A 23,444-nucleotide genomic window follows, 5' to 3' on the forward strand; every position below is an offset into this window, starting at 1 on the left:
GTCGGATCAGGAACGGAAGGAACCACCATGCTCCCAGTGAACCCACCTGCCCGTCTCCTCATGGGCCCGGGGCCGATCGACGCCGACCCGCGCGTGCTCCGGGCGCTGTCGACGCCGCTCGTCGGCCAGTACGACCCGTGGATGACCGCGACGATGAACGAGACGCAGGCGCTCTACCGCCGCGTGTTCGGCACGCAGAACGACGCCACGCTGCTCGTCGACGGCACCTCGCGCGCGGGCATCGAAGCGGTGCTCGTGTCCCTGCTCGCCCCGGGGGACCGCGTGCTCGTGCCGGTGTTCGGCCGGTTCGGACACCTGCTCGCTGAGATCGCCGGCCGTGCCGGTGCCGAAGTCCACACCATCCAGACCGAGTGGGGCCAGGTCTTCACGCCGTCCGCGATCGAGTCGGCGATCGCCCGCGTCCGGCCGAAGGTGCTGGCGGTCGTGCAGGGCGACACCTCGACCACGATGAACCAGCCCCTCGACGAGCTCGGTGTGATCTGCGAGCGGTACGGGGTCCTGCTCTACACCGACGCGACCGCGACCGTGGGCGGCAACCCGCTCGAGGTCGACGCCTGGGGGATCGACGCCGTGAGCGCCGGGCTGCAGAAGTGCCTCGGCGGCCCGTCCGGCAGTGCTCCCGTCACGCTGTCGCCGAAGGCCGTGGCGGTGCTCGACGAGCGGCGGAGCGTCGAGGCCGGCATCCGCGAACCCGGCGACGTCGTCGCCGACGAACCGATCCGCTCGAACTACCTCGACCTCGCGATGATCCTCGACTACTGGGGTCCGCGCCGACTGAACCACCACACCGAGGCCGCGTCGATGCTCTACGCCGCCCACGAGTGCGCCCGCATCCTGCTCGAAGAAGGCCGCGACGCCGTCGTCACCCGCCACGAGACCGCCGGGCGCGCGATGCTCGACGGCGTGCAGGCCCTCGGCCTCCGGGTCTTCGGCGACGTCGCCCACAAGATGCACAACGTCGTCGCCGTCGAGATCCCGTCCGACGTGGTCGGCGACCAGGTCCGCGCCGCGATGCTCGACGACCACGGCATCGAGATCGGCACGTCGTTCGGGCCGCTGCACGGGCGGGTCTGGCGCCTCGGCACCATGGGCTACAACGCGCGGAAGGACACCGTCGTCACGACCCTGGCCGCGCTCGAGCACGCCCTGCGTCGGGCAGGGCACGCGGTGCCGCACGGCGGCGGGGTCGACGCGGCCCTCGACGTCTTCCGCGACACCACCGCCACCGCCACCGCACGCGCCCAGGGCGAGGTGCTCGCGTGAGCGCCGTGCCCGTCCTGAACGCGACCGCCGTGGGCACCGCCGACGCCGAACTCGTCGCCGGCTGGTGCGACGAGCTCGCCGCCCTCAGCGCCGAACCGGGCCGGATCACCCGCGTCTACCTGTCGCCGGAGCACGCTCGGGCCAACGCCCTCGTCGCGGGCTGGATGCAGGACGCCGGACTGTCCACGTGGCAGGACGCCGCCGGCAACCTGCACGGTCGGGCCGCGGGCGCGACGCCCGACGCCCCCGTGCTGCTGCTCGGCTCCCACCTGGACACCGTGGTGGACGCCGGCCGGTACGACGGCATCGTCGGGGTGCTCATGGCGATCCGCACCGCCGCCCGGCTCACCGCCGACGGCCCGCTGCCCGTCGCACTCCAGGTCATCGCGTTCTCCGACGAAGAAGGCACCCGCTTCGGCAAGGCACTGCTCGGGTCGTCCGCCGTGGCCGGGGTCTGGGACGACGCCTGGTGGGACCTTGCCGACGATGACGGCACGACCCTGCGGCAGGCCTTCACCGACTTCGGCCTCGACCCGGAGCGTGTCGGTGACGCTGCGGTCGACCCGGCCTCCGTGGTCGGCTACCTCGAAGCGCACATCGAGCAGGGGCCGCACCTGGAGCAGGCCGGCCAGGCCCTCGGGGTCGTCACGAGCATCGCGAGTGCCCGGCGGTTCTCGGTCGAGGCCGTGGGTGAAGCCCGGCACGCCGGCGGCACCCCCTACGAACGACGGCACGACGCCCTGCTCGCCGCTGCCGAAGCGGCGTTGGCGGTGGAACGGATCTGCCGGGCGTCGCACCAGGTCGGCACGGTCGGCACGATGACCGTCGAACCCGGAGCCGTCAACGTGGTCCCCGGACTCGCACGGTTCTCCGTCGACCTGCGGGGCGAGTTCGACGACGAGCGCGACGAGGTCTGGGACGAACTCACCAAGGCCTTCACGCTCATCGGTGAACGGCGCGGGGTGAGCGTCACCCCGACCGAGGTGCACCGTGCGCCCGCGGTGTTCTGCTCGCCCCGGCTGATGGACGCCGTCCGCGCCGGGATCGTGTCGACGGGCGAAGCCGCACCGATGGAGCTGTTCTCACGAGCCGGCCACGACGCGATGTCGCTCGGGCTCATCACCGACGTCGCGATGCTGTTCCTCCGCAACCCCGACGGCATCAGCCACCACCCGGACGAGTTCGTGTCGACGCCGGACATCGCCCTCGGCCTCGACGCCCTGGCCGTCGCCGTCGATCGGGTGGCACGCGCATGAGCACCGCCGGCCCCGACGTCCGCGCCCGGATCGACTCCGTCTGGGAACAGCTCTCGCCCGCGGAACGACGAGTCGCCGCCATGGTGCGGCACGATCCGGAACTCCTGCTCGTCGGCACCTCCGCTGAACTCGCGGCCGAGTCCGGCACCTCGAAGGCCACGGTCTCGCGACTCGTGCGGTCCCTGGGGTTCCAGGACGCCGCCGAGGTCCGGCAGAACCTGATGTCGGCGCGGGGCTCGGGCCTGCCGTGGGTCGCCGAGGACGCTGCCCACGTCGACCAGCGTGCGGTGGAGGCACGGAACCTCGACGCAGCCTTCGCGTCCCTCGGCCGAGCGGACCGGCCGCGGCTGGCCCGTCGGATCGTCCGTGCCCGCCGGGTGCTCGTCCTCGGCGAACGCGGGGCCTACCCGATCGCGCTGCAACTGCGGTCACAACTGGCGCAGGTGCGGTCCGACGTCCGGGTCGGTCCGTCGCCCGGGCAGCGGCTCGGCGAAGAGGTCGCCGACCTCGACCGGCACGACCTCGTCGTCCTGGTGACCGTGCGCCGGCACACCGCCGGGGTCGAACGGATCGTCCGGCACTGCGTCGACTCCGGCGCGGACGTCGTCGTGCTCGGCGACCCGACGGCCGCGGTCATCGCCGCTCCCGCCACCACCGCGATCCTCTGCCCGGTCGACTCACCGTCGGCGTTCGACTCGATGGCCGCGCTGTTCGCCGTCGTCGCGGCGATCACGAACGACGTCTACGACGCCTCGGGTCCCGGTGGCCGGGTGCGGGTCGACGCCGTCGCGACCGCCTACGACGCCCTGGGGGAACTCGCAGCGCCCTGATCGCCGTCCGTCCCGCCGCCGAGCTCGGCACGCAGCTCAGCGGTGAGCGAGGCGTTGCGGTCGGCGATGAGCTTCGGCATGTACCGGGCCAACGCGAGCACCTCGGCCAGGCGGCCCAGCGGACCGAGCGGAGCGCGGAACGTGATGGTGTCGACCATGCGCGTCCCGCCGGCCGACGGCTCGAACCGGTGCTCGTGGTGGAAGCGGGCGAACGGCCCACGCACCTGTTCGTCGACGAACCGGTGGGGAGCCTCCAGGGCGGTGACGCCGCTCGTCATCTTCCAGACGATCCCGAAGTGCCGCGCCCGCCAGGTGACGGTCTCGCCCAGGCCGATCGTGCCGGTCGTCGTGCCGGCGACGGCGCGTTCGTCGGTCGCTGCCATCGAGCGCTCGTGCGCGCCGATGTCCAGCGACAGTGCGAAGGCGCGCTCCGGCGGCACCGGCAGTTCCGTCACGACACGGAACGAGACGGTCACGACGTCGGCCAGACCGTCGGAGCGGACCGATCGTCGTCGGCATCGCTGATCTCGGGGACCGAGAGCACCAGGCGCTCGGTGCGGAGGGTGACGGGCTGCACAGAACGAGCCTAGCCACGACGGCGCGGGCGGTAGCGTCGGGGGATGACGTTCGACGCGCTCCCGTTCCCGGTCATCGACGGCCACAACGACCTGCCCTGGGAGCGCCGTGACAGCCACGACTCCGGCGTCGAGGGCATCGACACCGAGACCGACTCGCTGCACACCGACATCCCGAAGCTCCGTGCCGGCGGCGTGGTCGGGCAGTTCTGGTCGGTGTTCGTGCCCGCGGACGACCCGGACCCCGTGACGACGACGCTGCAGCAGGTCGATCTCGCACACCGGATCATCGAGCGTTACCCCGACGACCTCGCGCTTGCCCGCACCGCCGCCGAGGTCCGTGCGGCGGTCGACTCCGGCCGGATCGCGTCCCTGCTCGGCGCCGAGGGCGGGCACTCGATCGGCGACGACCTGGCCGTCCTCCGCACCCTCGCGCGGCTCGGCGTCCGGTACATGACGCTCACACACAACGACGACACCCCCTGGGCCGACTCCGCGACCGGGGAACGGGCGCACGGCGGCCTGACCGACCGCGGGCGACAGGTCGTCGCCGAGATGGAGCGGATCGGCATGCTCGTCGACCTGTCCCACACCGCCCCGGCCACCATGCGGGACACCCTCGACATCGCGACCCAGCCCGTCGTGTTCAGCCACTCGTCGACCGTCGCGATCGACGACCACCCGCGGAACGTGCCCGACGACGTGCTCGCCCGGCTCGCCGACAACGGTGGCGTCGTGATGATCACCTTCGTGCCGAAGTTCGTGTCGCGGGTGTGGGCCGACTGGGAGGAGTCGGGCATGGCCGGCGAACCGCCCCTGGTCACGGTGTCGGACGTCGCCGACCACGTCGAGCACGCCCGCGACGCCGCCGGTGTGGCGCACCTGGGCCTCGGCGGCGACTACGACGGCACCCCGGTGCTGCCGCCGGACCTGCGCGACGTGTCGCGGTACCCGGTGCTCGCGGCGGAGCTGGTCCGCCGCGGCTGGGGCGAGTCGGACCTGCGTGCGCTGGCCGGCGGCAACGTGCTGCGGGTGCTCGAGGCGACCGACGAGCGGTTCGCCCGGACGGCGTTCGTGCGCTGACGCGGTCGATCGCGCCACGAAAGCGACTCTCCTCGGCGCTGGTCGTGCTCACTCCCGCGAAAGCGACAGAACCGTGCGAACCTTCCGCGGACACCTGTCGCTTTCGCAGGCCGGGGCAGCAACCGGCCCGGATGCGCGAATCGGGTCCGGCGCGCACGCGCCGTCACGGACAGGACCACCTGGGGTCCGGTGGCTAGGATCGGGCGCACACCGCGCCTCCAGGAAGAGCGATGCGCGACCTGAGCTGCGAAGGACGGACCGGATGAGCGGCACCATCTACGAGAACATCTCCCAGGCGTTCGGCAACACCCCCCTCGTCAAGTTGAACCGCCTGCCGAAGGCGGGCGGCGCCGAGGTGCTCGCGAAGCTCGAGTTCTACAACCCGGGCGCCAGCGTCAAGGACCGCTTGGGCGTCGCGATCATCGACGCCGCCGAGGCCTCCGGAGCGCTGCAGGCCGGCGGCACCATCGTCGAGGGCTCGTCCGGCAACACCGGGATCGCCCTGGCCCTGGTCGGCGCCGCCCGCGGGTACCGGGTCGTCATCACGATGCCCGAGACGATGAGCGTCGAACGCCGTGCGGTGATCCGTGCGTACGGGGCCGAGATCGTCCTGACCCCCGGGCCCGAGGGCATGAAGGGCGCGGTCGCCAAGGCCGAGTCGATCGTCGCGGAGACCCCCGGCGCCATCCTCGCCCACCAGTTCGAGACGGCCGCGAACGCCGAGATCCACCGGAAGACCACGGCGGAGGAGATCCTCCGCGACACCGAGGAGCACGTCGACGTGTTCGTCGCGGGTGTCGGCACCGGCGGCACGATCACCGGGGTCGGGCAGGTGCTCAAGGAGCGCGTGCCCGGCGTGCAGATCGTCGCCGTCGAGCCGAAGGACTCGCCCCTGCTCACCGAGGGCAAGGCTGGTCCGCACAAGATCCAGGGCATCGGCGCGAACTTCATCCCCGAGGTCCTCGACCAGAGCGTCATCGACGAGGTGTTCGACGTCGAGCTCGACGACGCACTCCGTGTCGCCCGCGCCCTGGCGACCGAGGAGGGCATCCTGTCGGGCATCTCGTCCGGCGCGATCATCCACGCGGCCCTCGAGATCGCCGCCCGCCCCGAGAACGCCGGCAAGCGGATCGTCGCCATCGTGTGCGACACCGGAGAGCGCTACCTGTCGACGGTGCTCTTCGAGGGACTCACTGCGTGAGTCGTCCCGTCCGACGAGGCGTGCTGCGGACCATCCGCGAGGACCTGGCCGCAGCACGCCGCGGTGACCCTGCTGCGCGCGGCGACCTGGAGAACGCGATCGTCTACTCCGGGTTGCACGCCATCTGGACGTACCGGGTGACCCACCGGCTCTGGAACGCACAGGGGCTGCCCGGGTCGCGGTTCGCGGCGCGGCTGCTCGGGCAGGTCGCGCGGTCGGTCACCGGGATCGAGATCCACCCGGGGGCGCGCATCGGCCGCCGGTTCTTCATCGACCACGGCATGGGTGTCGTCATCGGGGAGACCGCGGTCATCGGGGATGACGTGCTCGTGTTCCACGGTGTGACCCTGGGTGGACGCGGTGGCGACCACGGCCCGAGCGCCCGACGGCATCCGGTGGTGGGGGACCGCGTGGTGCTCGGCGCGGGGTCGTCGCTCATCGGGGCGATCACGATCGGTCCGGACTCCGTCGTCGGCGCCAACACCGTGGTCACGAAGGACGTACCGGCGGGGTCGGTGGTCACCGGGGTGGCCGGGACGCCTCGTCCCCGGTCCGGGCACGAGGGCGTCCCGTCGCTCTGAGCGCGTCGCACCGCGCCTGGCACGCAAAACACCGGTGTTCACGCATTGCACCCCGGCGTGCGGGTGTTCAGGACGCGAACACCGGTGTCTTGCCGGTGTCACCGAGCGAGCGGGAGCGTCAGCTCTTCTCGCAGGCGATGCCGTCCTTGTCGCGGTCGAGCTTGGTGTTCGCCCGGTACAGCGCGTCGTCCTTCTTCACCGTGCCCTTGAGCGCGCGGTAGGTGGCCTTGCCACCGGAGACGACCTTGTTCTTCTTGACGGACTTCTTCGCGATGCCGCCGGAGTAGACCTTGTGCACCGCGGTGCAGTTGGCGTAGGACCTCGGTGCTGCCTGGGCGGTCGAGGTCCCGCCGACGACGACGGTGGTCGCGAGGACGGCGGTGGCGGCGGCGATGCCGAGGGTACGGATGATGCGCACGGGTTCCCCCTGGAACTGGTGGTGATCGCGCGAGCGATCGCCGCGTCGGGTACGCGGCGTGGTGATCCTACGACGTGATCGACGCTCACGACCTGCCCCCGAACGGGGTGCGCTGTCGGCGGCCTCGGGCATCCTGGTCAGATGGACGGCGAGCAGTTGCACGAGATCGCGAGCCGCACGGCCCTGGCGCTGCCGGCGGCCGTCGAGACGCAGCCGTTCGGCGAGGGCTCCGTCGTCTACAAGGTCGTCGGCAAGATGTTCGTGATGGTCACCGAGGTACGCGGGACACCGATCGTCAACCTGAAGTGCGCGCCGCCGCACGGGGCGGCGCTGGTGCGCGACCACGACGAGATCACGCCGGGGTGGCACATGAACAAGCGGCACTGGATCACGCTGGCGCCGGGTGGCGGCATCGACGAGACCCTGGTCGAGGACCTCGTGGCGAACGCCTACGACCTGGTGGTCGCGGGACTGCCCGTGGCGAAGCGCCCGATCGACCCGTCGCGGGGCGCGCTGCCGGGCCGACCGGACGCAAGGAGCTGACCGGACGCAAGGAGCTGACCGGACGCAAGGAGCTGACCGGACGCACGGAGCGGCGCGGACGCACGCGGCTCGACGGGCTCAGGCCCGCGCGGCGACCTTCGACAGGTCCTGCACGACCTTCGGCGCCAGCCGTTCCCCCGACTCGAGCACGGCCCGTGCACGTCCGGGCGACAGGTCGCTGAAGATCTCGCCGATGGTCACCCCGTGCTCGGGCCGGTACGTCACCGCGATGGGGTCGCCCGCTGTCACCGATCCGGACTTGACCACGCGGAAGTACGCGCCGGGTCGGCCCTCGTCGGCGAACCGCTTCACCCACTTGTCGATCCCCATGCGCCTGGCGAAGGTGCCGCACGGGATCCGGGGGATCGTGACCTCGAGTTCCAGGGTGTCGCCGATCCGCCAGCGCTCCCCGGTCACGGCACCGGTGACGTCGATGCCGCTGGTGCGCAGGTTCTCGCCGAACAGGCCGGGCGTGATCTCGCGGTCGAGCAGCTCGGCGAAGTACGCGGCGTCCTCGTCGGCGTAGGCGTACACGGCCTGGTCCAGACCGCCGTGGTACTTGCGGTTCGCCTGCACGTCGGCACGCAGGCCGAGGGGCCGGACGCGGACGCTGCCGGCGACCGGGCGTTTGTCGATCGCGGTGACGCCGATGATGCCGGAGTCCGGCAGCAGGCGGTCGACGCGGCAGACGGCGGTGACGAGCGGCATGGAGCCACTCTGGCGCACGCAGGGCCCGTGCGCCAAGCCGCGCTCGCACCGGCCTGACACGTTGGTGCTAGCGGGTGAGCCTCCCTCGGAACTACGGTGAACGAGTTCCGGCCTCCCGCCGACGTGGAGGCAGCGGCCAGCCCGCGTCACGAGTGGAACAGACAACCAGGGAGGCACGAGATGGCGTTCGTCACCACGAGCGATGGGGCAGAGATCTTCTACAAGGACTGGGGGTCGCGCGACGCGCAGCCGATCGTCTTCCACCACGGCTGGCCCCTGTCTTCGGACGACTGGGACGCCCAGATGCTGTTCTTCCTCGGCAAGGGCTACCGCGTGATCGCGCACGACCGTCGCGGGCACGGGCGGTCGTCGCAGATCGGCACCGGACACGACATGGACCACTACGCGAGCGACACGGATGCGCTCGTGCAGCACCTGGACCTGCGGAACGCGGTCCACATCGGCCACTCGACCGGCGGTGGCCAGGTCGCGCGGTACGTCGCACAGTACGGCGAGCCCCAGGGCCGGGTCGCCAAGGCGGTCCTGGTGTCCTCGGTGCCGCCGATCATGGTGCAGAGCGACTCGAACCCGGAAGGCACGCCCATCTCGGTGTTCGACGGGTTCCGGAGCGCGCTCGCCGCGAACCGCGCGGAGTTCTTCCAGGCCGTCGCCGAGGGGCCGTTCTACGGCTTCAACCGGCCGGGGGCAGAGGTGTCCGCCCCGGTGGTCGCCAACTGGTGGCGCCAGGGGATGACGGGCAGCGCCCTGGCCCACTACGAGGGCATCAAGGCGTTCTCCGAGACCGACCAGACCGAGGACCTCAAGGCGATCTCGGTCCCGGTCCTCGTGACCCAGGGCGACGACGACCAGGTCGTGCCCTACAAGGCCGCAGCCATCAAGCAGGCGGAGCTGCTGCCCAACGCGACGCTCAAGATCTACGAGGGCTACCCGCACGGGATGCTGACGACCCACGCGGACGTCATCAACCCCGACCTGCTCGCCTTCATCCAGCAGTAGGACCGCCCAGCAGACGAAGCGGCCCGGTCAGGGGCGCACACCGGCACCGTCCGGGTGCGTCCCTGACGTCGTGTGTGACGAAACGGGTCCGGCGTCCGTCTCATCGGTGACCACACCACGAGGAGCCGACGTGACCCGCACCGCTGCAGTCCCCAGGAACGCCCCCGCGCACGTGCTCGCCCTGGCGCGTGTCCGCTCGCTGGCCGCCCGACCGGTCGGACCGTTCACGGTCGTGCCGGCGCATCCGCGCACCCAGCCGTTCACCATCCACCACCAGTAGAAGGAACGCGTGCACCACCAGTCCCTCGCCGAGCTCGACGACGCGGTCCTCGCCGGCCGGTCGTCCGACGGCGACGTCCGGGCCTTCGAGGTCCTGATCCGTCGCCACACCCCGCTGCTCCGTGCCTACGCCCGTCGGACCCTCGGTTCCACCGACGAACTCGACGACGTCGTGCAGGAGACCTTCATCACCGCGTGGGACCGCCTCGACTCCCTCGACGACCTCGCCCGCGTGAAGTCGTGGTTGATGCGCATCCTCAGCCGGAAGTGCCTCGACCGCATCCGTGCGCGTCGCATCCACGACGACGTCACCGAGCTCGAGGTCGCCGCACCCGCGGGCGACGCACCTGACCGGGTCGCTGAAGCGCGTTCCCGCGAGGACGCGGTGGAACGTGCACTGGCCGAACTGCCCGAAGCCCAACGACGGTGCTGGATCATGAAGGAGGTGCTCGAGTACCGGTACGAGGAGATCGCCGCCGAACTCGACCTGCCACCATCGACGGTCCGGGGACTGCTGTCCCGAGCGAGGAAGAACATGATCCGACTCATGGAGGGATGGCGATGACCGACCACGACGGCATCCGTCCGGACCTGCCCGACAGCTCCGAGGCGCTCGACGCCCTGGAGCCCGGCGACCTCGACGGTCACTCGATCGACGAGCTCACCGACTACCTCGACGCGGGGATGCAGCCGGCCGACCCGAGCATCGACGACTCACCCGCGTGCCAGAACGCCCTCGCGGCGATCATCCGGGTCCGTCACGCGTCGCTCCGATCACTCGAGGTGGCGGCGCGTGAGGAAGCCCCGGCCGACGAGTCCTGGATCAGTGGCGTCCTGGCGAACATCTCGATCGAGGCCCGATCCGGTCGCGACGTGCCGCTCCGCCCCCTGTCCGAGACGGAGCGCCCGGTGATGACCGAGGGCGCCATCCGTTCCCTGATCCGGCGGACCGGCGACGCCGTCACCGGCGTGCTCGTCGCCCGCTGTCAGCTGGAGGGCGACGTCACCGAGCTCGCGTCACCGGTGCGCGTGGTGGTCGAGATCGCGATCGCCCCGGGCCTGTCTATCCCGACGGCTGCCGACCTGGTCCGGACCGCGGTGGGCGAGGCGCTGGCGGAGCAGACCGACCTGCTCGTCGAGGCGATCGACGTGGTCGTCCGCGATCTGCTGCCGGAGCACGACGACGCGACCGGCACCGACCCGGAGGAGGCACGATGACGACCACCGACGAGGCCCTCGCGGCGATCGAGACCGCGGTGACCGAGGTCTCCGGGGTCACCGACCTCTACCGCTCCCGCCCGCTGGTCGCGAGCGCCGTGCAGGCGGTCCGGAGCATCGCCACGAACGCCGGCCCGCTCAGGATCGTCGTCGATGACGAAGGGGTCCTGCGCGTCGTCATCGGCACCGACGGCTTCCGCCCGGCCCCGGAGGTCGCCCGCGCCGTCCACGACGTCGCCCTGGCGACCGCCGCGGCCCACGACCTGGCGCTCAGCCGCGTCGACGTGCGCGTCGCGCGGGTGGGCTGACCGCGACCACACGACGAACGGGAGGCCCGTGGCGGATCCGCCACGGGCCTCCCGTTCGTCTGCCGGTCGCCGTCGCGACCCGCGCCGATCAGTAGAAGTTGCTCGCCTGCGAGTGCGCCCACGCCGCGCACGGGGTGCCGTACGCCGAGCTGATGTACCGCAGACCCCACGTGATCTGGGTGGTGGCGTTGGTGCGCCAGTCCGATCCGACCGTGGCCATCTTCGATCCGGGGAGCGCCTGCGGGATGCCGGTGGCACCGCCGTTGGCGTTGACGGCCTGGTAGTTCCAGCCGGACTCCTTGGTCCACAGGTTGTCCAGGCACTGGAACTGGTCGGCGCCCCAGCCGTACTCGGACGACGCGAGCGAGGTCGCCGTGGCCTTGGCTCCCGCGACGGTGTTGCCGGCGGCGAGCTTCCGGGCGGCCTCGGCTGCCTCGGCGGCGGCCTGCCGGTCGGCGGCGGCCTTGGCGGCGGCGGCTGCCTTCGCGTCGACGTCCCGCTTGTCCTGCGTCGCACTCGCCTCGGCGACGTGCGTGGCTGACGCGACGGTCGTCGAGATCCGGTTCGTCAGCGCCGCACCGGACAGTTCCGGGTAGTCGCTCAGGGCGTCGACCCGCTGCTCGAGCGACGAGGTGTCGACCTTGGCGTTCGCGGTCTGCATGACGGTCTTCGCCGTGGTGATCGTGGCGGCGGCCTGGGCGCGGTCGAGTGCGGTGCCGTGCAGCGCGGGCTGGGCGGTCGCCGAGGCACTCGGGGTGCCGGTCGGCATGCCGAGGGCTTCGCCGATCGCGGGCTGCGTGCCGATGGTCAACGCGCCACCGGCGACGGCGAGGACCGCGGCGCCGCCGGCGATCATCGTCGCCCGGTGTCGCAGGGCACGGCGCATCCGGCGGCTGGGGGTGTTCAGCGCCTCACGTCGGGTCGAGGCGGTGGGGGTGGGGAGCTCAGGGGTGTGTCGCATCGGTTCCGCAGGTCGGCGGCTCGGTGGGGACGGACTCCTGCTCGCACAACGGGTCGTGCGGGCGTGCCGGATGCTGGCGGTGTCGGTGACACCGTCGGCGACGACGGAGGAGTCCTCGAGCCGGTGAGGACCGGACGGTGGTGTGGGGCCCGTCCGTCCGCCGGGTACGCGGCCGTGGGGTGGCCGCGGTCAGGCGGAGCGGTCACTGTGACCGGTCCGACTGGGCAGCGCGTCCAGGAACGCTGGCAGAACGGTCCGTCCACCGCTTGGTAACGGTTCGGTAACGGTCCTGCGCGGGGCTAGAAGGTGTGAGGTTCCTGGGCGTGCTCGCCCTGGGCCACACGCTCGAGTGCGGCCAGGGCTCCGGCGATCGCCTCGACGTCCGGTTCGTCGAGCTCGGCGATGAGCTCGGCCACGATCCCGGTGCGGTTCGCGCGGGCCTGCTCGACCGCCTCGATGCCCTCCGGCGTCGCCGTGACCATGAACGCCCGACCGTCGCGCGGGTCGGCTTCGCGCTGGATGAACCCGCGCTGCTCGAGTTCGGTCAGGATGCGGGTCATCGTGGGCTTCGTGACCACCTCGATCCGCGACAGGTCGCCGGGGCGCAGCGGTCCGTGCCGCTGGATCGACGCGAGCGCGGAGACGATGCCGTACCCGAGCGAGGCCGAGTCGGTGCGGGCCCGTCGGTTGATCCGACCGACCGCTGCGGCCAGGCGTGCGGCGACCTCGGTACGGTCCGTCGGGCGGGGGTTCATGTGCTGCTCCGGGTGCCTGGTTCAGGTGGTCGCCAGCGATGCTATCGGTCCGTGCGGCCCCGGGACTGGGAGTGCCGGGCGCGTGGCCGGCGCTCCGGCCGGGAGGCCCGTGGAGCGCCGAGCGCCCGCCTCGCGTCCGCGAGACGGGCGGTTCCTGTACGCGGATACAGGTGGACTCAGCGCTTCTCGCCCGGCAGCTGGTGGATCGCCTCGGTCGCGAGCTCGGCCGCGACGTTGTCGCCCGACTCGGTGGCCGCGCGCAGGCGTCGGAAGTCCTCGGTCATCCGGTCCCAGTCGACCAGTTCGTCGAGGTTCGGCAGCCGCAACCGGAACGCCAAGCCGTCCATCGTGTCGCGGCAGACGCGCTGCAGGTTCTCGTTGCCGCACTCGGCGACGTACAGGGCGAAGACGTCGAGGGCGTCGTGGTTGACGGCGGCGACCTCGTGCGCCTCGAGCTCGGTGATCGTCTTGTCGAGCTGGGCCAGGATCTTCTTCCGGCTCGCTGTGCCGAGGCGCGGGACCGCGAGCCGGACCACACCGCCGAACAGCACGCCGAGGGTCTGCATCGCCTCGATGACCTCGGCGGGGTCCGGCGTGGTGACGCGGGTGTACCGGTTCGGGGCCATCTCGATCAGGCCGGCGCGGGACAGCTGGCTCAGGGCCTCACGGATGGGCGTGCGGGAGACGCCGAGCCACGAGATGAGCTCGTCGTCGTTCAGTCGTTCCCCGGGGAGCAGGGTGCCGTCCATGATCGCGTCGTGGATCTTGTGTCGGACGGTGTCACGGAGCAGCTGGTGCTCGGTCGGGGCGCTGCGGGGGACCGGCATGCGTTCTCCTTCGGGGGTGGCGGCGTCGGGGCGCCGGGCGAACGGGCACGGTCGACATCGCACGTGCTCGCATCACCGTACCTGATATGACAACGGCGTTGCGATCGGTTCAGCGCGTGTCAGTACCGGGGTGTCAGGTGCCGGTTCGGGCGGGTCCTCGATCGACGAGCAGGCAGATCGTGGCCGGGTCCTCGGCAGCGTCGTACCAGCGGTCCAGCACGGCGACGAACGGGCCCGGGTCGGCGGCGATCCGGGCGAAGAGCGTCATCGACGACCGGAGCTTCACCTCGACGACTTGCGGCCGCGGTGGAGCTCGTCGAGTGCGACGTCGCGCACCCCTGCTGGGCGCGGACGAAGCGGTCGAGGTCGAACGGGTCGTCGGTCACCGGACGACCCCGCCCCAGCCGTACCGGACCGTCGTGCCGTCGACCACGAGCAGGGAGTCCGGCGCCCGGTCGAACAGCCCGGGCATCCCGACCGCGTCGGGCAGGTCGCCCTCGAGCCGGTCGAGCGTGGCCGCACGGGTGGTGAGCACCGGGTGCTGCCGCTGCCAGAACAACGTCTGCGCCAGGTACCGCGCGTGGATCCCGGCCCGGGTCGTGAGCTCCGCGGCCAGCGGCGTGTCGACGACCTCGCCCACGGTCACCCGCACCGACGCCGCGTGCTTCGGCTTGGCCGCCCCCGTCGGGCGTTCCTGCCGGAGCGACCGCGCCCACCGCACCGGGTGCAGTGCGCGGGTCGGGTGCCGGACGGAGCGGTGCGCGATCGCGTCACCCCGGCGCCGGGAGCGTGCGTGCGCGAACGTGTACGGCACGCCGAGCAGCGCGTGCGCCGCCACGATGGCGGGCACGTTCGCGGTGTCGACCGTGCGGTAGGTCACCCCGCGCCGCCCCTGGTCGTCGACCGTCAGGACCTCGATCGTGACCTCGGTCATGGTGCCGAGCCGCCCGGCGGACGGGAACGGCGGGACCCGGGTCTCACGGAACACGTACGCCGACAGTCCCACCCAGGCGCTGCCGTCGACGACGTCCGGGCGGGTGCCACGCGGCACGAGCCGCCGCAGCGACGCCGGGTCGTGCCGCCAGTGCGCGAAGACGATGTCCTCCCACGCGTGCTGGGTGACCGGGCGGTGCAGCAACGGCACCGCCGCGCGGGTCCACGACGGCTGGGTCACGGCTTCGGCGCGTGCCGACCGACCCGGATGCTCCAGAGGACCAGCGGCAGCTGCAGGGGGAGCCGCAGGACCCCGACCAGCCGCATCGCCCGGCTCGAGGTGGGGTGCTCGAGCAGGTCGTTCGCCATCTTCAGGTTCGCCGGGAACACCGCCGCGAACAGTGCCGCCGCAGCCCAGCCCGAAGCGCGGCGGGTCGCGGGGAACGCGAGCCCCGCGGCGATCCCGAGCTCGGCCACGCCGGAGGCCAGCGTGGTCAGCCGCGGCGGCAGGGCCTCCGGCACGATCCGGTCGAAGTGGGTGGGGCGCAGGAAGTGCATGGCACCCGCCCCGCCGAGGGCCACTGCCAGGATGGCGGCAGTGCGGTTGGCACGTCGGATCCGCTCACGTCGTCGCATGTGCCCATCGTGCCCGCTCGTCCTCGGAAGCAGCCGGAGGCGCGGCTCAGTTCAGTGCGGACGCACGGCAGCGCGTGTTCACGTCAGTGCGGTCGCGACGAGGTCGAGGACCGCCGTCGCCACCTCGGCCTTCGTGCCGGAGGTCTCGCGGACGACCTGGCCACCGGGGACCAGGACCTCGATCGCGTTCTCCTCGCGTTCGAAGCCGGCCGACCAGCCGACGTGGTTCACGACGAGCAGGTCCGCGGGCTTCCGGCCGATCTTGGCGCGCCCGAGTTCGACCCGGGCGTCGCGGTCGGGTTCGGTCTCGGCGGCGAACCCGACGATGACCTGCCCGGTCCGCCGTGCTGCGACGAGGTCGGCGAGCACGTCCGGGTTCCGCACCAGCTCGAGCGTCATGCGCTCGCCCTGCGCGTCCTTCTTGAGCTTCTCGGAGTGCACCTCGGCCGGTCGGTAGTCGGCGACCGCTGCGGTCATCACGACGACGTCGGCCTCGGCGGCGGCCGCGTGCACGGCGTCGGCGAGTTCGAGCGCGGACCCCACGGGCACCACGGTCGCGTCCAGTCCGGCGGTCAGCGAGCCGTCCACGTTCGCGGCGACGAGGGTCACGGACGCGCCACGACGGACGGCGTCGGCGGCGATCGCGATGCCCTGGCGGCCGCTGGAGCGGTTGCCGACGAACCGCACCGGGTCGAAGGGCTCGCGGGTGCCGCCGGCGCTGACGACGACGCGGACACCGGCCAGGTCCCCCTGTTCACCGCGGGCCCCGGTTCCCGCGCCCGTGCTGGTCCCCCCACCGCGGCGGCCGGCCGGGGCGGGGTGCTCGTCGAGCACCGCGAGTGCCGCGACGACGATGTCCTCGGGCTCCGCCATCCGTCCGATGCCCGCGTCGTCGCCGGTGAGCGCGCCGACGACCGGTCCGACCAGGTGGACGCCGCGGTCACGCAGCGTGGCGACGTTCGCCCGGGTCGCGGGGTGCTCCCACATCTGCGGGTGCATCGCGGGGGCGACGACGACGGGTGCCTCGGTCGCGAGCAGCGTCGTACCGAGCAGGTCGCTCGCCAGGCCGTGCGCCATCCGGGCCAGCGAGTCCGCGGTGGCGGGGGCGATGACGACCAGGTCCGCCCGGCGACCGAGCGCGACGTGGCGCACCTCGGCGACGTCGTCCCACACGCTCGTGGTGACGGGGTTGCGGCTGAGGGCCTCGAGCGTGGGCAGACCGACGAAGCGCAGTGCGCCCTCGGTCGGGACGACGTGCACGTCGTGGCCACGCTTGACCAGGTCGCGGACGACCCCCACGGCCTTGTAAGCGGCGATGCCCCCGGTGATCCCCACGATGACGGTCAGGGCGCGCTCTGCTGCTGCGTTCACCTGGCTCAGGCTACCGGGGCCACGTGCGAGGATCGACGGCATGTGCACCGTCGTCGTCCGCGTCGACCCCGGGTCCGCGTGGCCCGTCACCGTCCTGGCCCTGCGGGACGAGTCGCCCGAACGCCCGTGGGACCCGCCCGCCGCGTGGTGGCCGGACCGCGACCCCGAGGTCCGCGGTGTCCGTGACCGTTCCGCCGGTGGAGCCTGGCTCGCTGCGTCCGACCGTGCCGGACTGGCCGTGGTGCTCAACCGCGCCGAACCCGTCGCGAGCGCCGACGGGACGTGGACGACCCGCGGGGTGGTGCCGGTGGACGCCGTCGCCGACGACCTGCTGCCCGGACACGATGGCACGCTGCCGACCACCCGGGCCTTCAACCTGGTGCGCGCCACGGCCGAGGGCGCCTCGGTGCTGACCTGGGACGGCGATCGGGTCCGCACCACCGAGCTCGGTCCCGGCGTCCACATGGTCACCCACGGTGCGGCGGACGACCCCGCGGCACCGCGCATCGGTCGGTGGCTCGAGGCCTTCCGCTCGGTCGACGCGCCGACCGGCCCGCCGGTGCTCGGCCCCTTCGACGAACTCCGAACCGTAGACGCCGGTGCCGACGCCGGGGACGGGTGGGGTGGTTGGTTCGGCGTGCTTGCGGAGTCCGCAGCGCTGCCGAGCGACCACCCCGACGCGATCCTCCGCGACGTGCACGAGACCGAGGGGCACATGACGACGCTGTCGATCGTCGCGGCAGCGATAGCTCCGGGCCGCACCGTCCTGCAGCACGCCCGGCTGACCGAACCCGGTCGGCTGGACGGGTCGGTGGAGCTGCACCGCGCCTGACGCGCTCGACGTGCCGGACCCGACCCGGGCCTCCCGGCTGCGCCCCACGCCCGTTGCGAGACGCCGGTGTGCCTGGCAGGCGCCGCCAGGTCCACGAGACGCCTCCGGATTCGGCGGCGTCTCGTGGAGCTGGAGGCGTCCTGGGGAGACGACGGCGTCTCGGCTAGAGCGGCGGGCGCGTCCCGGTGAGGTCCTCGGCGACCGCCCAGAGCGATCGGGCGAGGTCGGCGCTCCGCGCAGAGCCCGGGATCGACACGGTGGTGGTCGGACCGGTCATGCCCAACGGACCGGAGGGGCCGTAGTACGCGCCACCAACGGCGTTCGGGCCGACCGCCGCGTAGAGCAGCGGTTCGGTGCCCTGCTCGACGGCCTGGGTGAAGGGCAGCGCGCGGTTGCTCGACCGCACCGGCTTCGACCGACCGAGCGAGCGCCCGGCGGCCTGCAGGTTCGTCCGGGTGTAGCCGGGGTGGGCGGCGGTGCTGACCAGGGGCACGTCGGCCTCGACCGTCAGGCGGTGCAGGTGCAGCGCGAGGAGCAGGTCGGCGAGCTTCGACTGCGCGTAGGCACGCCAGCCGTTGTAGCCGCGCTCCCACTGCAGGTCGGCGAAGCGGATCCGGCCGGGGATCGCGGCGAGGCTCGACATCGTCACGACACGGGGTGCCTCGGCCAGGGGTGCACCGGTCCGGGCTGTCCCGGCGCGGAGCAGCGACGGCAGCAGCAGGTTCGTCAGGGCGAACGGGCCGAGGAAGTTCGTGCCGAACTGCAGCTCGAAACCGTCGACGGTCTCGAAGCGCTCCGGCGGGGCCATCACGCCGGCGTTGTTGACCAGGACGTCGATCGGACGTTCCTCGTCCACGATGCCGCTCGCGAAGCGGCGGACGCTGGCCAGGTCGGCGAGGTCGAGTTCGCGGACCTCCACGTCGGCGCCGGGGTGGGCGGCGCGGATGCCGGAGGCGGCGGACTCGCCCTTCTCGGTGCTGCGGACGGCGAGCACGACGCTGGCGCCGGCTCCGGCGAGGCGCAGGGCGGCCTCTCGTCCGGTGCCGCTGTTGGATCCGGTGACGACGATGCGGCGTCCGGTCTGGTCGGGGAGGTTCGGCATGCGGGTGACCGTACTCGTCCGGGCTGGCCGACCCCGGCCGGGCCTGTGCCGGACCGGTCGCCGACCCCGGCCTGGGCCGTGCCGGACCGGTCGCCCACCCCGTGCGCGCTGGGGCGCATCGTGCTACATTGATGCAAACGCATGGAAATGCGATCAGGAGGACACCATGAGCAACGCATTCGGCACCGACCGTCCGTCGGACGTCCCGCCGCCCGCACCCGATCGGGTCGGGCCCCTGCAGCTCGGCCTCGACACCTTCGGCGACGTCACCGAACGCGCCGACGGCAGCCTGCAGTCCGACGCGCAGAGCATCCGCGACGTCGTCGACCAGGCCGTCCTCGCCGACCAGGTCGGCGTCGACTTCATCGGCGTCGGGGAGCACCACCGCGCCGACTTCGTCGTGAGCGCGCCCGAGGTCGTCCTCGCCGCCATCGCCGCCCGCACCGAGCGCATCCGCATCGGCTCGGCCGTCACAGTGCTCTCCTCCGACGACCCCGTCCGTGTCTACGAGCGCTTCGCCACCGTGGACGCGCTGTCGAACGGCCGCGCCGAGGTCATCCTGGGCCGCGGCTCCTTCACCGAGTCGTTCCCCCTGTTCGGCTACGAGCTGAGCGACTACGAGGTCCTGTTCGAGGAGAAGCTCCAGCTCTGGGCGGCCCTGCGCGGCGGCGACGCCGTCACCTGGTCCGGCACCAAGCGTGCGGGCCTGGTCGACCAGGACGTCTTCCCGAAGCTCGAGCACGGCGCCATCCCGACCTGGATCGGTGTCGGCGGGTCCCCGCAGTCGGTCATCCGTGCCGCGTCCTACGGGATGCCGCTCTTCCTCGCCATCATCGGCGGGCAGCCGGCACAGTTCGCCCCCTTCTCGCGCCTGTACCGCCAGGCCCTCGCGCAGCTCGACCTGCCGCAGCAGCCCATCGCGATGCACTCGCCGGGCTTCGTGGCGGCCACCGACGAAGAGGCCGCCGAGCGCTACTGGCCGTACCACAAGGCCGTCACCGACCAGCTCGGCCGGGAGCGCGGCTGGCCGCCCCTCGACGTCGCCGGGTACCGCGCGAGCCTCTCCGCCGGCGGGTCGCTCTACGTCGGCTCGCCGGAGACCGTCGCCCGCAAGGTCGCACGCAACATGCGGATCCTCGGTGCCTCGCGCTTCGACATGCGGTACGCGACGGGTCGCCTGCCGCACGCCGACATGATGCGGTCGATCGAGCTCTACGGCTCCGAGGTCGCGCCCCGCGTCCGCGAGCTGCTGGCGCAGCCCGTCCCCGTCGCCTGACGGACGCCGTCCCGGTCCCGGTCCGGGTCCGCAAAACACCGGTGTTCGCACTCCGCACCACCCTTCGCGGGTGTTCGGAGCGTGAGCACCGGTGTCTTGCGGGCAGGTTCCGGCGGGCAGCGCGGCGCGCGGGCGACGGCCGGGAGGTCCGGGGCGGCCACCGAGATCGGCTCACGGGGGCCGCGGGTACGGTCCAGGGCATGTCGTCACACCCCGACCACGCCTCCGGTCCCGTTCCTGGTCACGCCTCCGACTCCGTCGTCGAGCGCCGGTTCCGCGGGCGGATCATGGGCGTCGGCACGACCTCGGGCGTCCGCATCGTCGTCGGCATGTGGGACCGCTCACCGTTCGGGCCGTTCACGGACGTGTTCCTCGAGCTTCCCGACGGCACCAGCGTGCTGCTCGCCCCGGACGAGATCGTCGCCGCGTACGTCTCCGGCACCTACCGCTTCGACACGGTGTCGGTCGTGGACGTCCACGCCCGCCGCACCGCCCGCGGCCTCGAACTGAGCGCCGGTGCGCTGCAGGCCTCGATCGACGTCGGCGGGATCTCGCCGCTCGGCCGGATCCTGCGCATCGTGCCGAAGCCGATCGCCCGAGACCCGCGCTGGCTCGCTGCGATCGACCCCGTGGCGCGCCTGCTCGCGCCGGGCTCCGGCACCGCGGGCTCGGCGGGCAACGGCCGCCGCGAGTACTACGGCGTGACCGGGGCGCACGACGTCACCGGTGTGCGCGGCACCTGGGCGGGGGAGTCCCTGGGGGACCTTGCGCCGCTCGACCCGCCCGTGGCGTTCGGCTTCGCCTCGATGCCGAAGATCCCGCAGGTCGTCGACGTCGAGACCACCATCCGCGAACCCGTCTGAGCCTGCTTCGTCGCCACACGCTCGTGGTGCGTGTGCATGTTCCGACGATGCACGCGTCGAACGACTCGTGTCCGATCGCTTGATGCACACGCATCCGGTGCGTGTGCATGCAACGACGTTCCACCTGTCGATCGACGCGTGTGGTGTCGCATCCTGCACACGCATGTGCGGCCCGACGGCCGGGATCTGCCGGGGCGGGGGCGGCGAGGCGGAGGTGCGCCGGGCCTCCAGGCCGACCTCGACCGGACCACCTCGACGCGCGGGGCTGACGCGTCCAGCGCCGGAGGGGCACACTGGTCGGAACGGTACGGCCCCGTGAACCGACGGTCGCACGTCGGGCGGATCGGGGCGCATGACGCAAAGGAGCACCATGACCGACACACAGACGGAGCAGCGCGCCGCGATCTCGGACATCGTCCACGGCGCCCACACGGCACTGCTCACCACGGTGAGCGAGGACGGGAACCTGCACGCCAGGCCCCTCGCGGTGCAGGACAAGACGTTCCACGGGACCCTGCGGTTCCTGGTGCAGGACGGCAGCGAGAAGGTCGAGGACATCGCGCGGAACCCGCACGTCAACGTCTCGATCGAGTCGCAGGGCGGGTACCTGTCCATCGCCGGGACCGCGACCGTGACCCAGGACGACTCCGTCGTCGACGAGCTGTGGTCGCCGTTCGCCGAAGCGTGGTTCCCGGAGGGGCGTCAGGACCCGACGATCCGGCTCCTGACGGTCGAGGGGGTCTCGGTCGAGTACTGGACCCAGGACACCGGGCCGGTCGGCAGCCTGGTGCAGATGTTCAAGGCGGCACTCGGCAAGCAGAGCCAGCCGGACACGGGCGACCACGGGACGCTCGAGCTCTGAGGCTCTGACGGCGTGGTGGGCCCGGCCCGGCCCGGTGCTGTGCTGTGCTGTGGCGCCGGCTTGGTGCGCTGACGCCGTCGTGTTGCTGTGGCGCCGCCTCGCGCGCATGACGCCGCCGAATTCGGGGGCGTCATGCGCACGTGGCGGCGTCGTGACAAGACGCCGGCGTCCTGCCGCGACGAGACGCCGGCGTCCTGCGAAGACCAGCCCGGTCTGCGCGTCAGCTGCTCACGGCGGGCCGAGCAACCAGAGCACCGCGACCAGCACCGGCTGCCCCGCCAACGCCGCAGACACGAGCGTCCACCGCATCCAGGGCTTCGCGACCAGCTCGGGCGACCCGAACAGCGGCGCGAGCGGCATGAGCAGCCGCGGGGTCGAGGCCATCGGCAACGACACCGCGAAGACGTACAGCGCGTACCCGGCCGAGTACAGCACCGTCGTGGGTCCGAGCCGGCGCGTCGACTTCCGGAGCAGCCAGATCGGGTACGCGACGAGCAGGAACACCACGATCAGGATCCCGCCCACGCCGAGCCAGCGGCCCGCGATGAGGAACCACGGCGTCAGCGGCACGAAGTCCACCCGGCCGATGAAGTTCACCCACCAGGACATCTCCGTCTCCAGGTACGCGTTCGGCGTCCCGGTGACGTGCGAGGCGATCACCGGCCAGGCGAGTCCGGCGGCGACCATGGTCAGGCCGGCGGCGACGACCCCGACCTGCTCGCGGAGCGGGAAGCCCTCGAACACGCGGCCGGTCTCCCGCCGCGCCCGGACCCACCGGACGAGCGCGACGACGCCGAGCACGAGCGGGATCGCCAGGGCGCCCGGGCGGGTGAACGCCGCGGCGACCCCGAGTGCGGTCAGGAGGGCGTACCGCCGACGTTCCAGCGCGAGCAGCGCCCCGAACGACAACACGAGGAACATGCTCTCCGCGTACCCGACCTGCAGCAGGAACGACAACGGACCGCAGCTGAAGAAGAAGACCGCCCACATCGCCGCTGCGTGCCCCGCCCGGTCCCGCACCAGCCGGTGCAGCAAGAAGGTGGCGAGCAGGCCGGCGACGATCGCGACCAGCGGTGCGCCGAGGTCGAAGGGCACCCCGGTCGAGGCCGTCAGCGCCCGGATGGTGAAGGGGAACGCCGGCAGGAAGGCCCAGGCGTTCTGGGCGACGTTGCCGGCAGCGTCGAGGGGCAGGGCATCCGGGTAGCCGTGCAGCGAGATCTGCTCGTAGTACTGCCCGTCCCAGGCGACCAGGAACGCGCCGAACCCGTGTTCGTTGCCCCAGATCGCGTTGTCCGGCAGGGCACGACCGATGAGCGGGTACGCGAGCGCGAGCCACAGTGTGGACAGCACCCGGCCGCCGGTCCAGACGAGCAGGACCGCCGCCCACGCCGGCAGCGACGTCACGGTGTCGAGGGCACGCCGTCGGCCGGCGGACCACCGTCCGGCGAGCACGCCGGCACTGTCGGTGCGGCTCACGCGCGAGTTCCTCGGCGTTCGGGTGGTCGGGTCGGCACCCGGCCAGGGTAGTCGGCCCGAGCGTGAGGATCGCCCCGAACCGCGCCTGGAGGTCCGACCTGCGTCGTGCATCCCACCTCGCGCCCGGTGGACGGCCGGTGCCGAGTGCGGTGGGTGGCTCGTTCCACGCGCCGTCCAGACGCCTGGTTCCGCGTGGGGACGGGTGACGTCGTGACGACAGGGACGTCCGCGGGCATAGTCTCGATGGGC

At 72.4% G+C, this 23,444-nt stretch carries 28 protein-coding genes; 16 read left to right on the forward strand and 12 right to left on the reverse strand.

The features are described 5' to 3' along the window. Positions 1 to 27 precede the first annotated feature (27 nt). Genes QRN30_RS09770 through QRN30_RS09780 form a run of 3 tightly spaced genes read left to right on the forward strand, consistent with a single transcriptional unit; the run spans position 28 to position 3,370 of the window. Positions 28 to 1,284 carry a pyridoxal-phosphate-dependent aminotransferase family protein gene (locus QRN30_RS09770; RefSeq protein WP_284761013.1) on the forward strand — a complete coding sequence of 419 codons (1,257 nt, stop codon included), beginning with the start codon at positions 28 to 30 and terminating at the stop codon, positions 1,282 to 1,284. Beyond that, the gene (locus tag QRN30_RS09775) at positions 1,281 to 2,540 is read left to right on the forward strand and encodes an allantoate amidohydrolase (RefSeq protein ID WP_194589807.1); all 1,260 of its coding nucleotides are present in this window, start codon (positions 1,281 to 1,283) and stop codon (positions 2,538 to 2,540) included. The genes QRN30_RS09770 and QRN30_RS09775 overlap by 4 nt, the downstream gene beginning before the upstream one ends. Next, positions 2,537 to 3,370: a MurR/RpiR family transcriptional regulator gene (locus QRN30_RS09780; protein WP_017888494.1), complete on the forward strand. Its 834-nt coding sequence runs from the start codon at positions 2,537 to 2,539 to the stop codon at positions 3,368 to 3,370. The genes QRN30_RS09775 and QRN30_RS09780 overlap by 4 nt, the downstream gene beginning before the upstream one ends. Here QRN30_RS09780 and QRN30_RS09785 read toward each other — a convergent pair. Beyond that, the gene (locus QRN30_RS09785) at positions 3,337 to 3,846 is read right to left on the reverse strand and encodes an SRPBCC family protein (protein ID WP_262117834.1); all 510 of its coding nucleotides are present in this window, start codon (positions 3,844 to 3,846) and stop codon (positions 3,337 to 3,339) included. The two genes, QRN30_RS09780 and QRN30_RS09785, sit on opposite strands and share 34 nt — an antisense overlap. A 144-nt stretch (positions 3,847 to 3,990) precedes the next feature. Here QRN30_RS09785 and QRN30_RS09790 point away from each other — a divergent pair, with 144 nt between their 5' ends. From QRN30_RS09790 to epsC, 3 genes are all read left to right on the forward strand, one after another. After that, positions 3,991 to 5,028 carry a dipeptidase gene (locus tag QRN30_RS09790; protein WP_262117833.1) on the forward strand — a complete coding sequence of 346 codons (1,038 nt, stop codon included), beginning with the start codon at positions 3,991 to 3,993 and terminating at the stop codon, positions 5,026 to 5,028. 262 nt (positions 5,029 to 5,290) lie between these two features. Continuing rightward, positions 5,291 to 6,229: a cysteine synthase A gene (gene cysK / locus QRN30_RS09795; protein WP_017888498.1), complete on the forward strand. Its 939-nt coding sequence runs from the start codon at positions 5,291 to 5,293 to the stop codon at positions 6,227 to 6,229. Then, the gene (gene epsC / locus QRN30_RS09800; RefSeq protein WP_235045701.1) at positions 6,226 to 6,810 is read left to right on the forward strand and encodes a serine O-acetyltransferase EpsC; all 585 of its coding nucleotides are present in this window, start codon (positions 6,226 to 6,228) and stop codon (positions 6,808 to 6,810) included. Before cysK ends, epsC begins: the two co-directional genes overlap by 4 nt. A gap of 118 nt (positions 6,811 to 6,928) precedes the next feature. On the opposite strand, the gene QRN30_RS09805 is transcribed toward epsC, so the two are convergent. After that, complete coding sequence (locus tag QRN30_RS09805) at positions 6,929 to 7,228, reverse strand: excalibur calcium-binding domain-containing protein (RefSeq protein WP_214584970.1); 300 nt, start codon at positions 7,226 to 7,228, stop codon at positions 6,929 to 6,931. 141 nt (positions 7,229 to 7,369) lie between these two features. Here QRN30_RS09805 and QRN30_RS09810 point away from each other — a divergent pair, with 141 nt between their 5' ends. Next, a complete protein-coding gene (locus tag QRN30_RS09810) occupies positions 7,370 to 7,771 on the forward strand; it encodes an MmcQ/YjbR family DNA-binding protein (RefSeq protein WP_017888501.1) in 402 nt (133 codons plus the stop codon). A 78-nt stretch (positions 7,772 to 7,849) separates the two neighbouring features. Here QRN30_RS09810 and QRN30_RS09815 read toward each other — a convergent pair whose 3' ends face one another. After that, entirely contained in the window at positions 7,850 to 8,479 is a 630-nt protein-coding gene (locus QRN30_RS09815) for an MOSC domain-containing protein (protein WP_042538266.1), read from the reverse strand. A 180-nt stretch (positions 8,480 to 8,659) separates the two neighbouring features. Between QRN30_RS09815 and QRN30_RS09820 the strand changes: the two genes are divergently transcribed. The 5 genes from QRN30_RS09820 to QRN30_RS09840 all read left to right on the forward strand — a co-directional run bounded on the left by QRN30_RS09820 (position 8,660) and on the right by QRN30_RS09840 (position 11,301). Then, positions 8,660 to 9,496: an alpha/beta fold hydrolase gene (locus QRN30_RS09820; protein ID WP_159556824.1), complete on the forward strand. Its 837-nt coding sequence runs from the start codon at positions 8,660 to 8,662 to the stop codon at positions 9,494 to 9,496. Positions 9,497 to 9,626: 130 nt separating this feature from the next. Continuing rightward, positions 9,627 to 9,776 (forward strand): hypothetical protein, encoded by a 150-nt coding sequence (locus QRN30_RS09825; RefSeq protein WP_156155306.1) that lies wholly within the window; start codon positions 9,627 to 9,629, stop codon positions 9,774 to 9,776. Positions 9,777 to 9,785: 9 nt separating this feature from the next. After that, positions 9,786 to 10,340, forward strand: coding sequence for an RNA polymerase sigma factor (locus QRN30_RS09830; RefSeq protein WP_274006599.1), 555 nt, complete (start codon positions 9,786 to 9,788; stop codon positions 10,338 to 10,340). Continuing rightward, positions 10,337 to 10,993 carry an Asp23/Gls24 family envelope stress response protein gene (locus tag QRN30_RS09835; protein WP_139179820.1) on the forward strand — a complete coding sequence of 219 codons (657 nt, stop codon included), beginning with the start codon at positions 10,337 to 10,339 and terminating at the stop codon, positions 10,991 to 10,993. Before QRN30_RS09830 ends, QRN30_RS09835 begins: the two co-directional genes overlap by 4 nt. Continuing rightward, complete coding sequence (locus QRN30_RS09840; RefSeq protein WP_017888507.1) at positions 10,990 to 11,301, forward strand: hypothetical protein; 312 nt, start codon at positions 10,990 to 10,992, stop codon at positions 11,299 to 11,301. The genes QRN30_RS09835 and QRN30_RS09840 overlap by 4 nt, the downstream gene beginning before the upstream one ends. Positions 11,302 to 11,389: 88 nt before the next feature. Here the strand turns inward: QRN30_RS09840 and QRN30_RS09845 are convergent, their stop codons facing one another. The 7 genes from QRN30_RS09845 to QRN30_RS09875 form a co-directional block, all read right to left on the reverse strand. Then, entirely contained in the window at positions 11,390 to 12,262 is an 873-nt protein-coding gene (locus QRN30_RS09845; protein WP_284761015.1) for an aggregation-promoting factor C-terminal-like domain-containing protein, read from the reverse strand. A 299-nt stretch (positions 12,263 to 12,561) separates the two neighbouring features. Further along, a complete protein-coding gene (locus tag QRN30_RS09850) occupies positions 12,562 to 13,017 on the reverse strand; it encodes a MarR family winged helix-turn-helix transcriptional regulator (RefSeq protein WP_017888509.1) in 456 nt (151 codons plus the stop codon). Between the two features lie 176 nt (positions 13,018 to 13,193). Then, positions 13,194 to 13,844 (reverse strand): GntR family transcriptional regulator, encoded by a 651-nt coding sequence (locus QRN30_RS09855; RefSeq protein ID WP_017888510.1) that lies wholly within the window; start codon positions 13,842 to 13,844, stop codon positions 13,194 to 13,196. Between the two features lie 133 nt (positions 13,845 to 13,977). Then, positions 13,978 to 14,130 carry a DUF1810 family protein gene (locus QRN30_RS09860; protein WP_231564050.1) on the reverse strand — a complete coding sequence of 51 codons (153 nt, stop codon included), beginning with the start codon at positions 14,128 to 14,130 and terminating at the stop codon, positions 13,978 to 13,980. Positions 14,131 to 14,226: 96 nt separating this feature from the next. After that, positions 14,227 to 15,018, reverse strand: coding sequence for a YqjF family protein (locus tag QRN30_RS09865; RefSeq protein ID WP_052481703.1), 792 nt, complete (start codon positions 15,016 to 15,018; stop codon positions 14,227 to 14,229). Continuing rightward, positions 15,015 to 15,413, reverse strand: a complete 399-nt coding sequence (locus QRN30_RS09870) for a DoxX family protein (RefSeq protein WP_042538125.1) — start codon at positions 15,411 to 15,413, stop codon at positions 15,015 to 15,017. The genes QRN30_RS09865 and QRN30_RS09870 overlap by 4 nt, the downstream gene beginning before the upstream one ends. Before the next feature lie 78 nt (positions 15,414 to 15,491). After that, a complete protein-coding gene (locus tag QRN30_RS09875; protein ID WP_042538262.1) occupies positions 15,492 to 16,760 on the reverse strand; it encodes a bifunctional phosphopantothenoylcysteine decarboxylase/phosphopantothenate synthase in 1,269 nt (422 codons plus the stop codon). Positions 16,761 to 16,824: 64 nt separating this feature from the next. On the opposite strand from QRN30_RS09875, the gene QRN30_RS09880 reads away from it, so the two are divergent. Continuing rightward, the gene (locus tag QRN30_RS09880; RefSeq protein WP_042538123.1) at positions 16,825 to 17,616 is read left to right on the forward strand and encodes an NRDE family protein; all 792 of its coding nucleotides are present in this window, start codon (positions 16,825 to 16,827) and stop codon (positions 17,614 to 17,616) included. Between the two features lie 163 nt (positions 17,617 to 17,779). On the opposite strand, the gene QRN30_RS09885 is transcribed toward QRN30_RS09880, so the two are convergent. Beyond that, positions 17,780 to 18,718 carry an SDR family oxidoreductase gene (locus QRN30_RS09885; RefSeq protein WP_284761017.1) on the reverse strand — a complete coding sequence of 313 codons (939 nt, stop codon included), beginning with the start codon at positions 18,716 to 18,718 and terminating at the stop codon, positions 17,780 to 17,782. 166 nt (positions 18,719 to 18,884) lie between these two features. Here QRN30_RS09885 and QRN30_RS09890 point away from each other — a divergent pair, with 166 nt between their 5' ends. The 3 genes from QRN30_RS09890 (at position 18,885) to QRN30_RS09900 (ending at position 21,719) form a co-directional block, all read left to right on the forward strand. Then, positions 18,885 to 19,994, forward strand: coding sequence for an LLM class flavin-dependent oxidoreductase (locus QRN30_RS09890; RefSeq protein ID WP_017888518.1), 1,110 nt, complete (start codon positions 18,885 to 18,887; stop codon positions 19,992 to 19,994). Positions 19,995 to 20,194: 200 nt separating this feature from the next. Beyond that, complete coding sequence (locus QRN30_RS09895) at positions 20,195 to 20,857, forward strand: hypothetical protein (RefSeq protein WP_214532294.1); 663 nt, start codon at positions 20,195 to 20,197, stop codon at positions 20,855 to 20,857. A gap of 370 nt (positions 20,858 to 21,227) precedes the next feature. Beyond that, positions 21,228 to 21,719, forward strand: coding sequence for a pyridoxamine 5'-phosphate oxidase family protein (locus QRN30_RS09900; RefSeq protein WP_017888520.1), 492 nt, complete (start codon positions 21,228 to 21,230; stop codon positions 21,717 to 21,719). Positions 21,720 to 21,947: 228 nt separating this feature from the next. On the opposite strand, the gene QRN30_RS09905 is transcribed toward QRN30_RS09900, so the two are convergent. Next, a complete protein-coding gene (locus tag QRN30_RS09905) occupies positions 21,948 to 23,195 on the reverse strand; it encodes a putative hexosyltransferase (protein WP_052481701.1) in 1,248 nt (415 codons plus the stop codon). Between the last annotated feature and the right edge of the window lie 249 nt (positions 23,196 to 23,444).

The sequence above is a fragment of the Curtobacterium sp. MEB011 genome (genome assembly GCF_030209655.1).
GTDB lineage: Bacteria > Actinomycetota > Actinomycetes > Actinomycetales > Microbacteriaceae > Curtobacterium > Curtobacterium poinsettiae.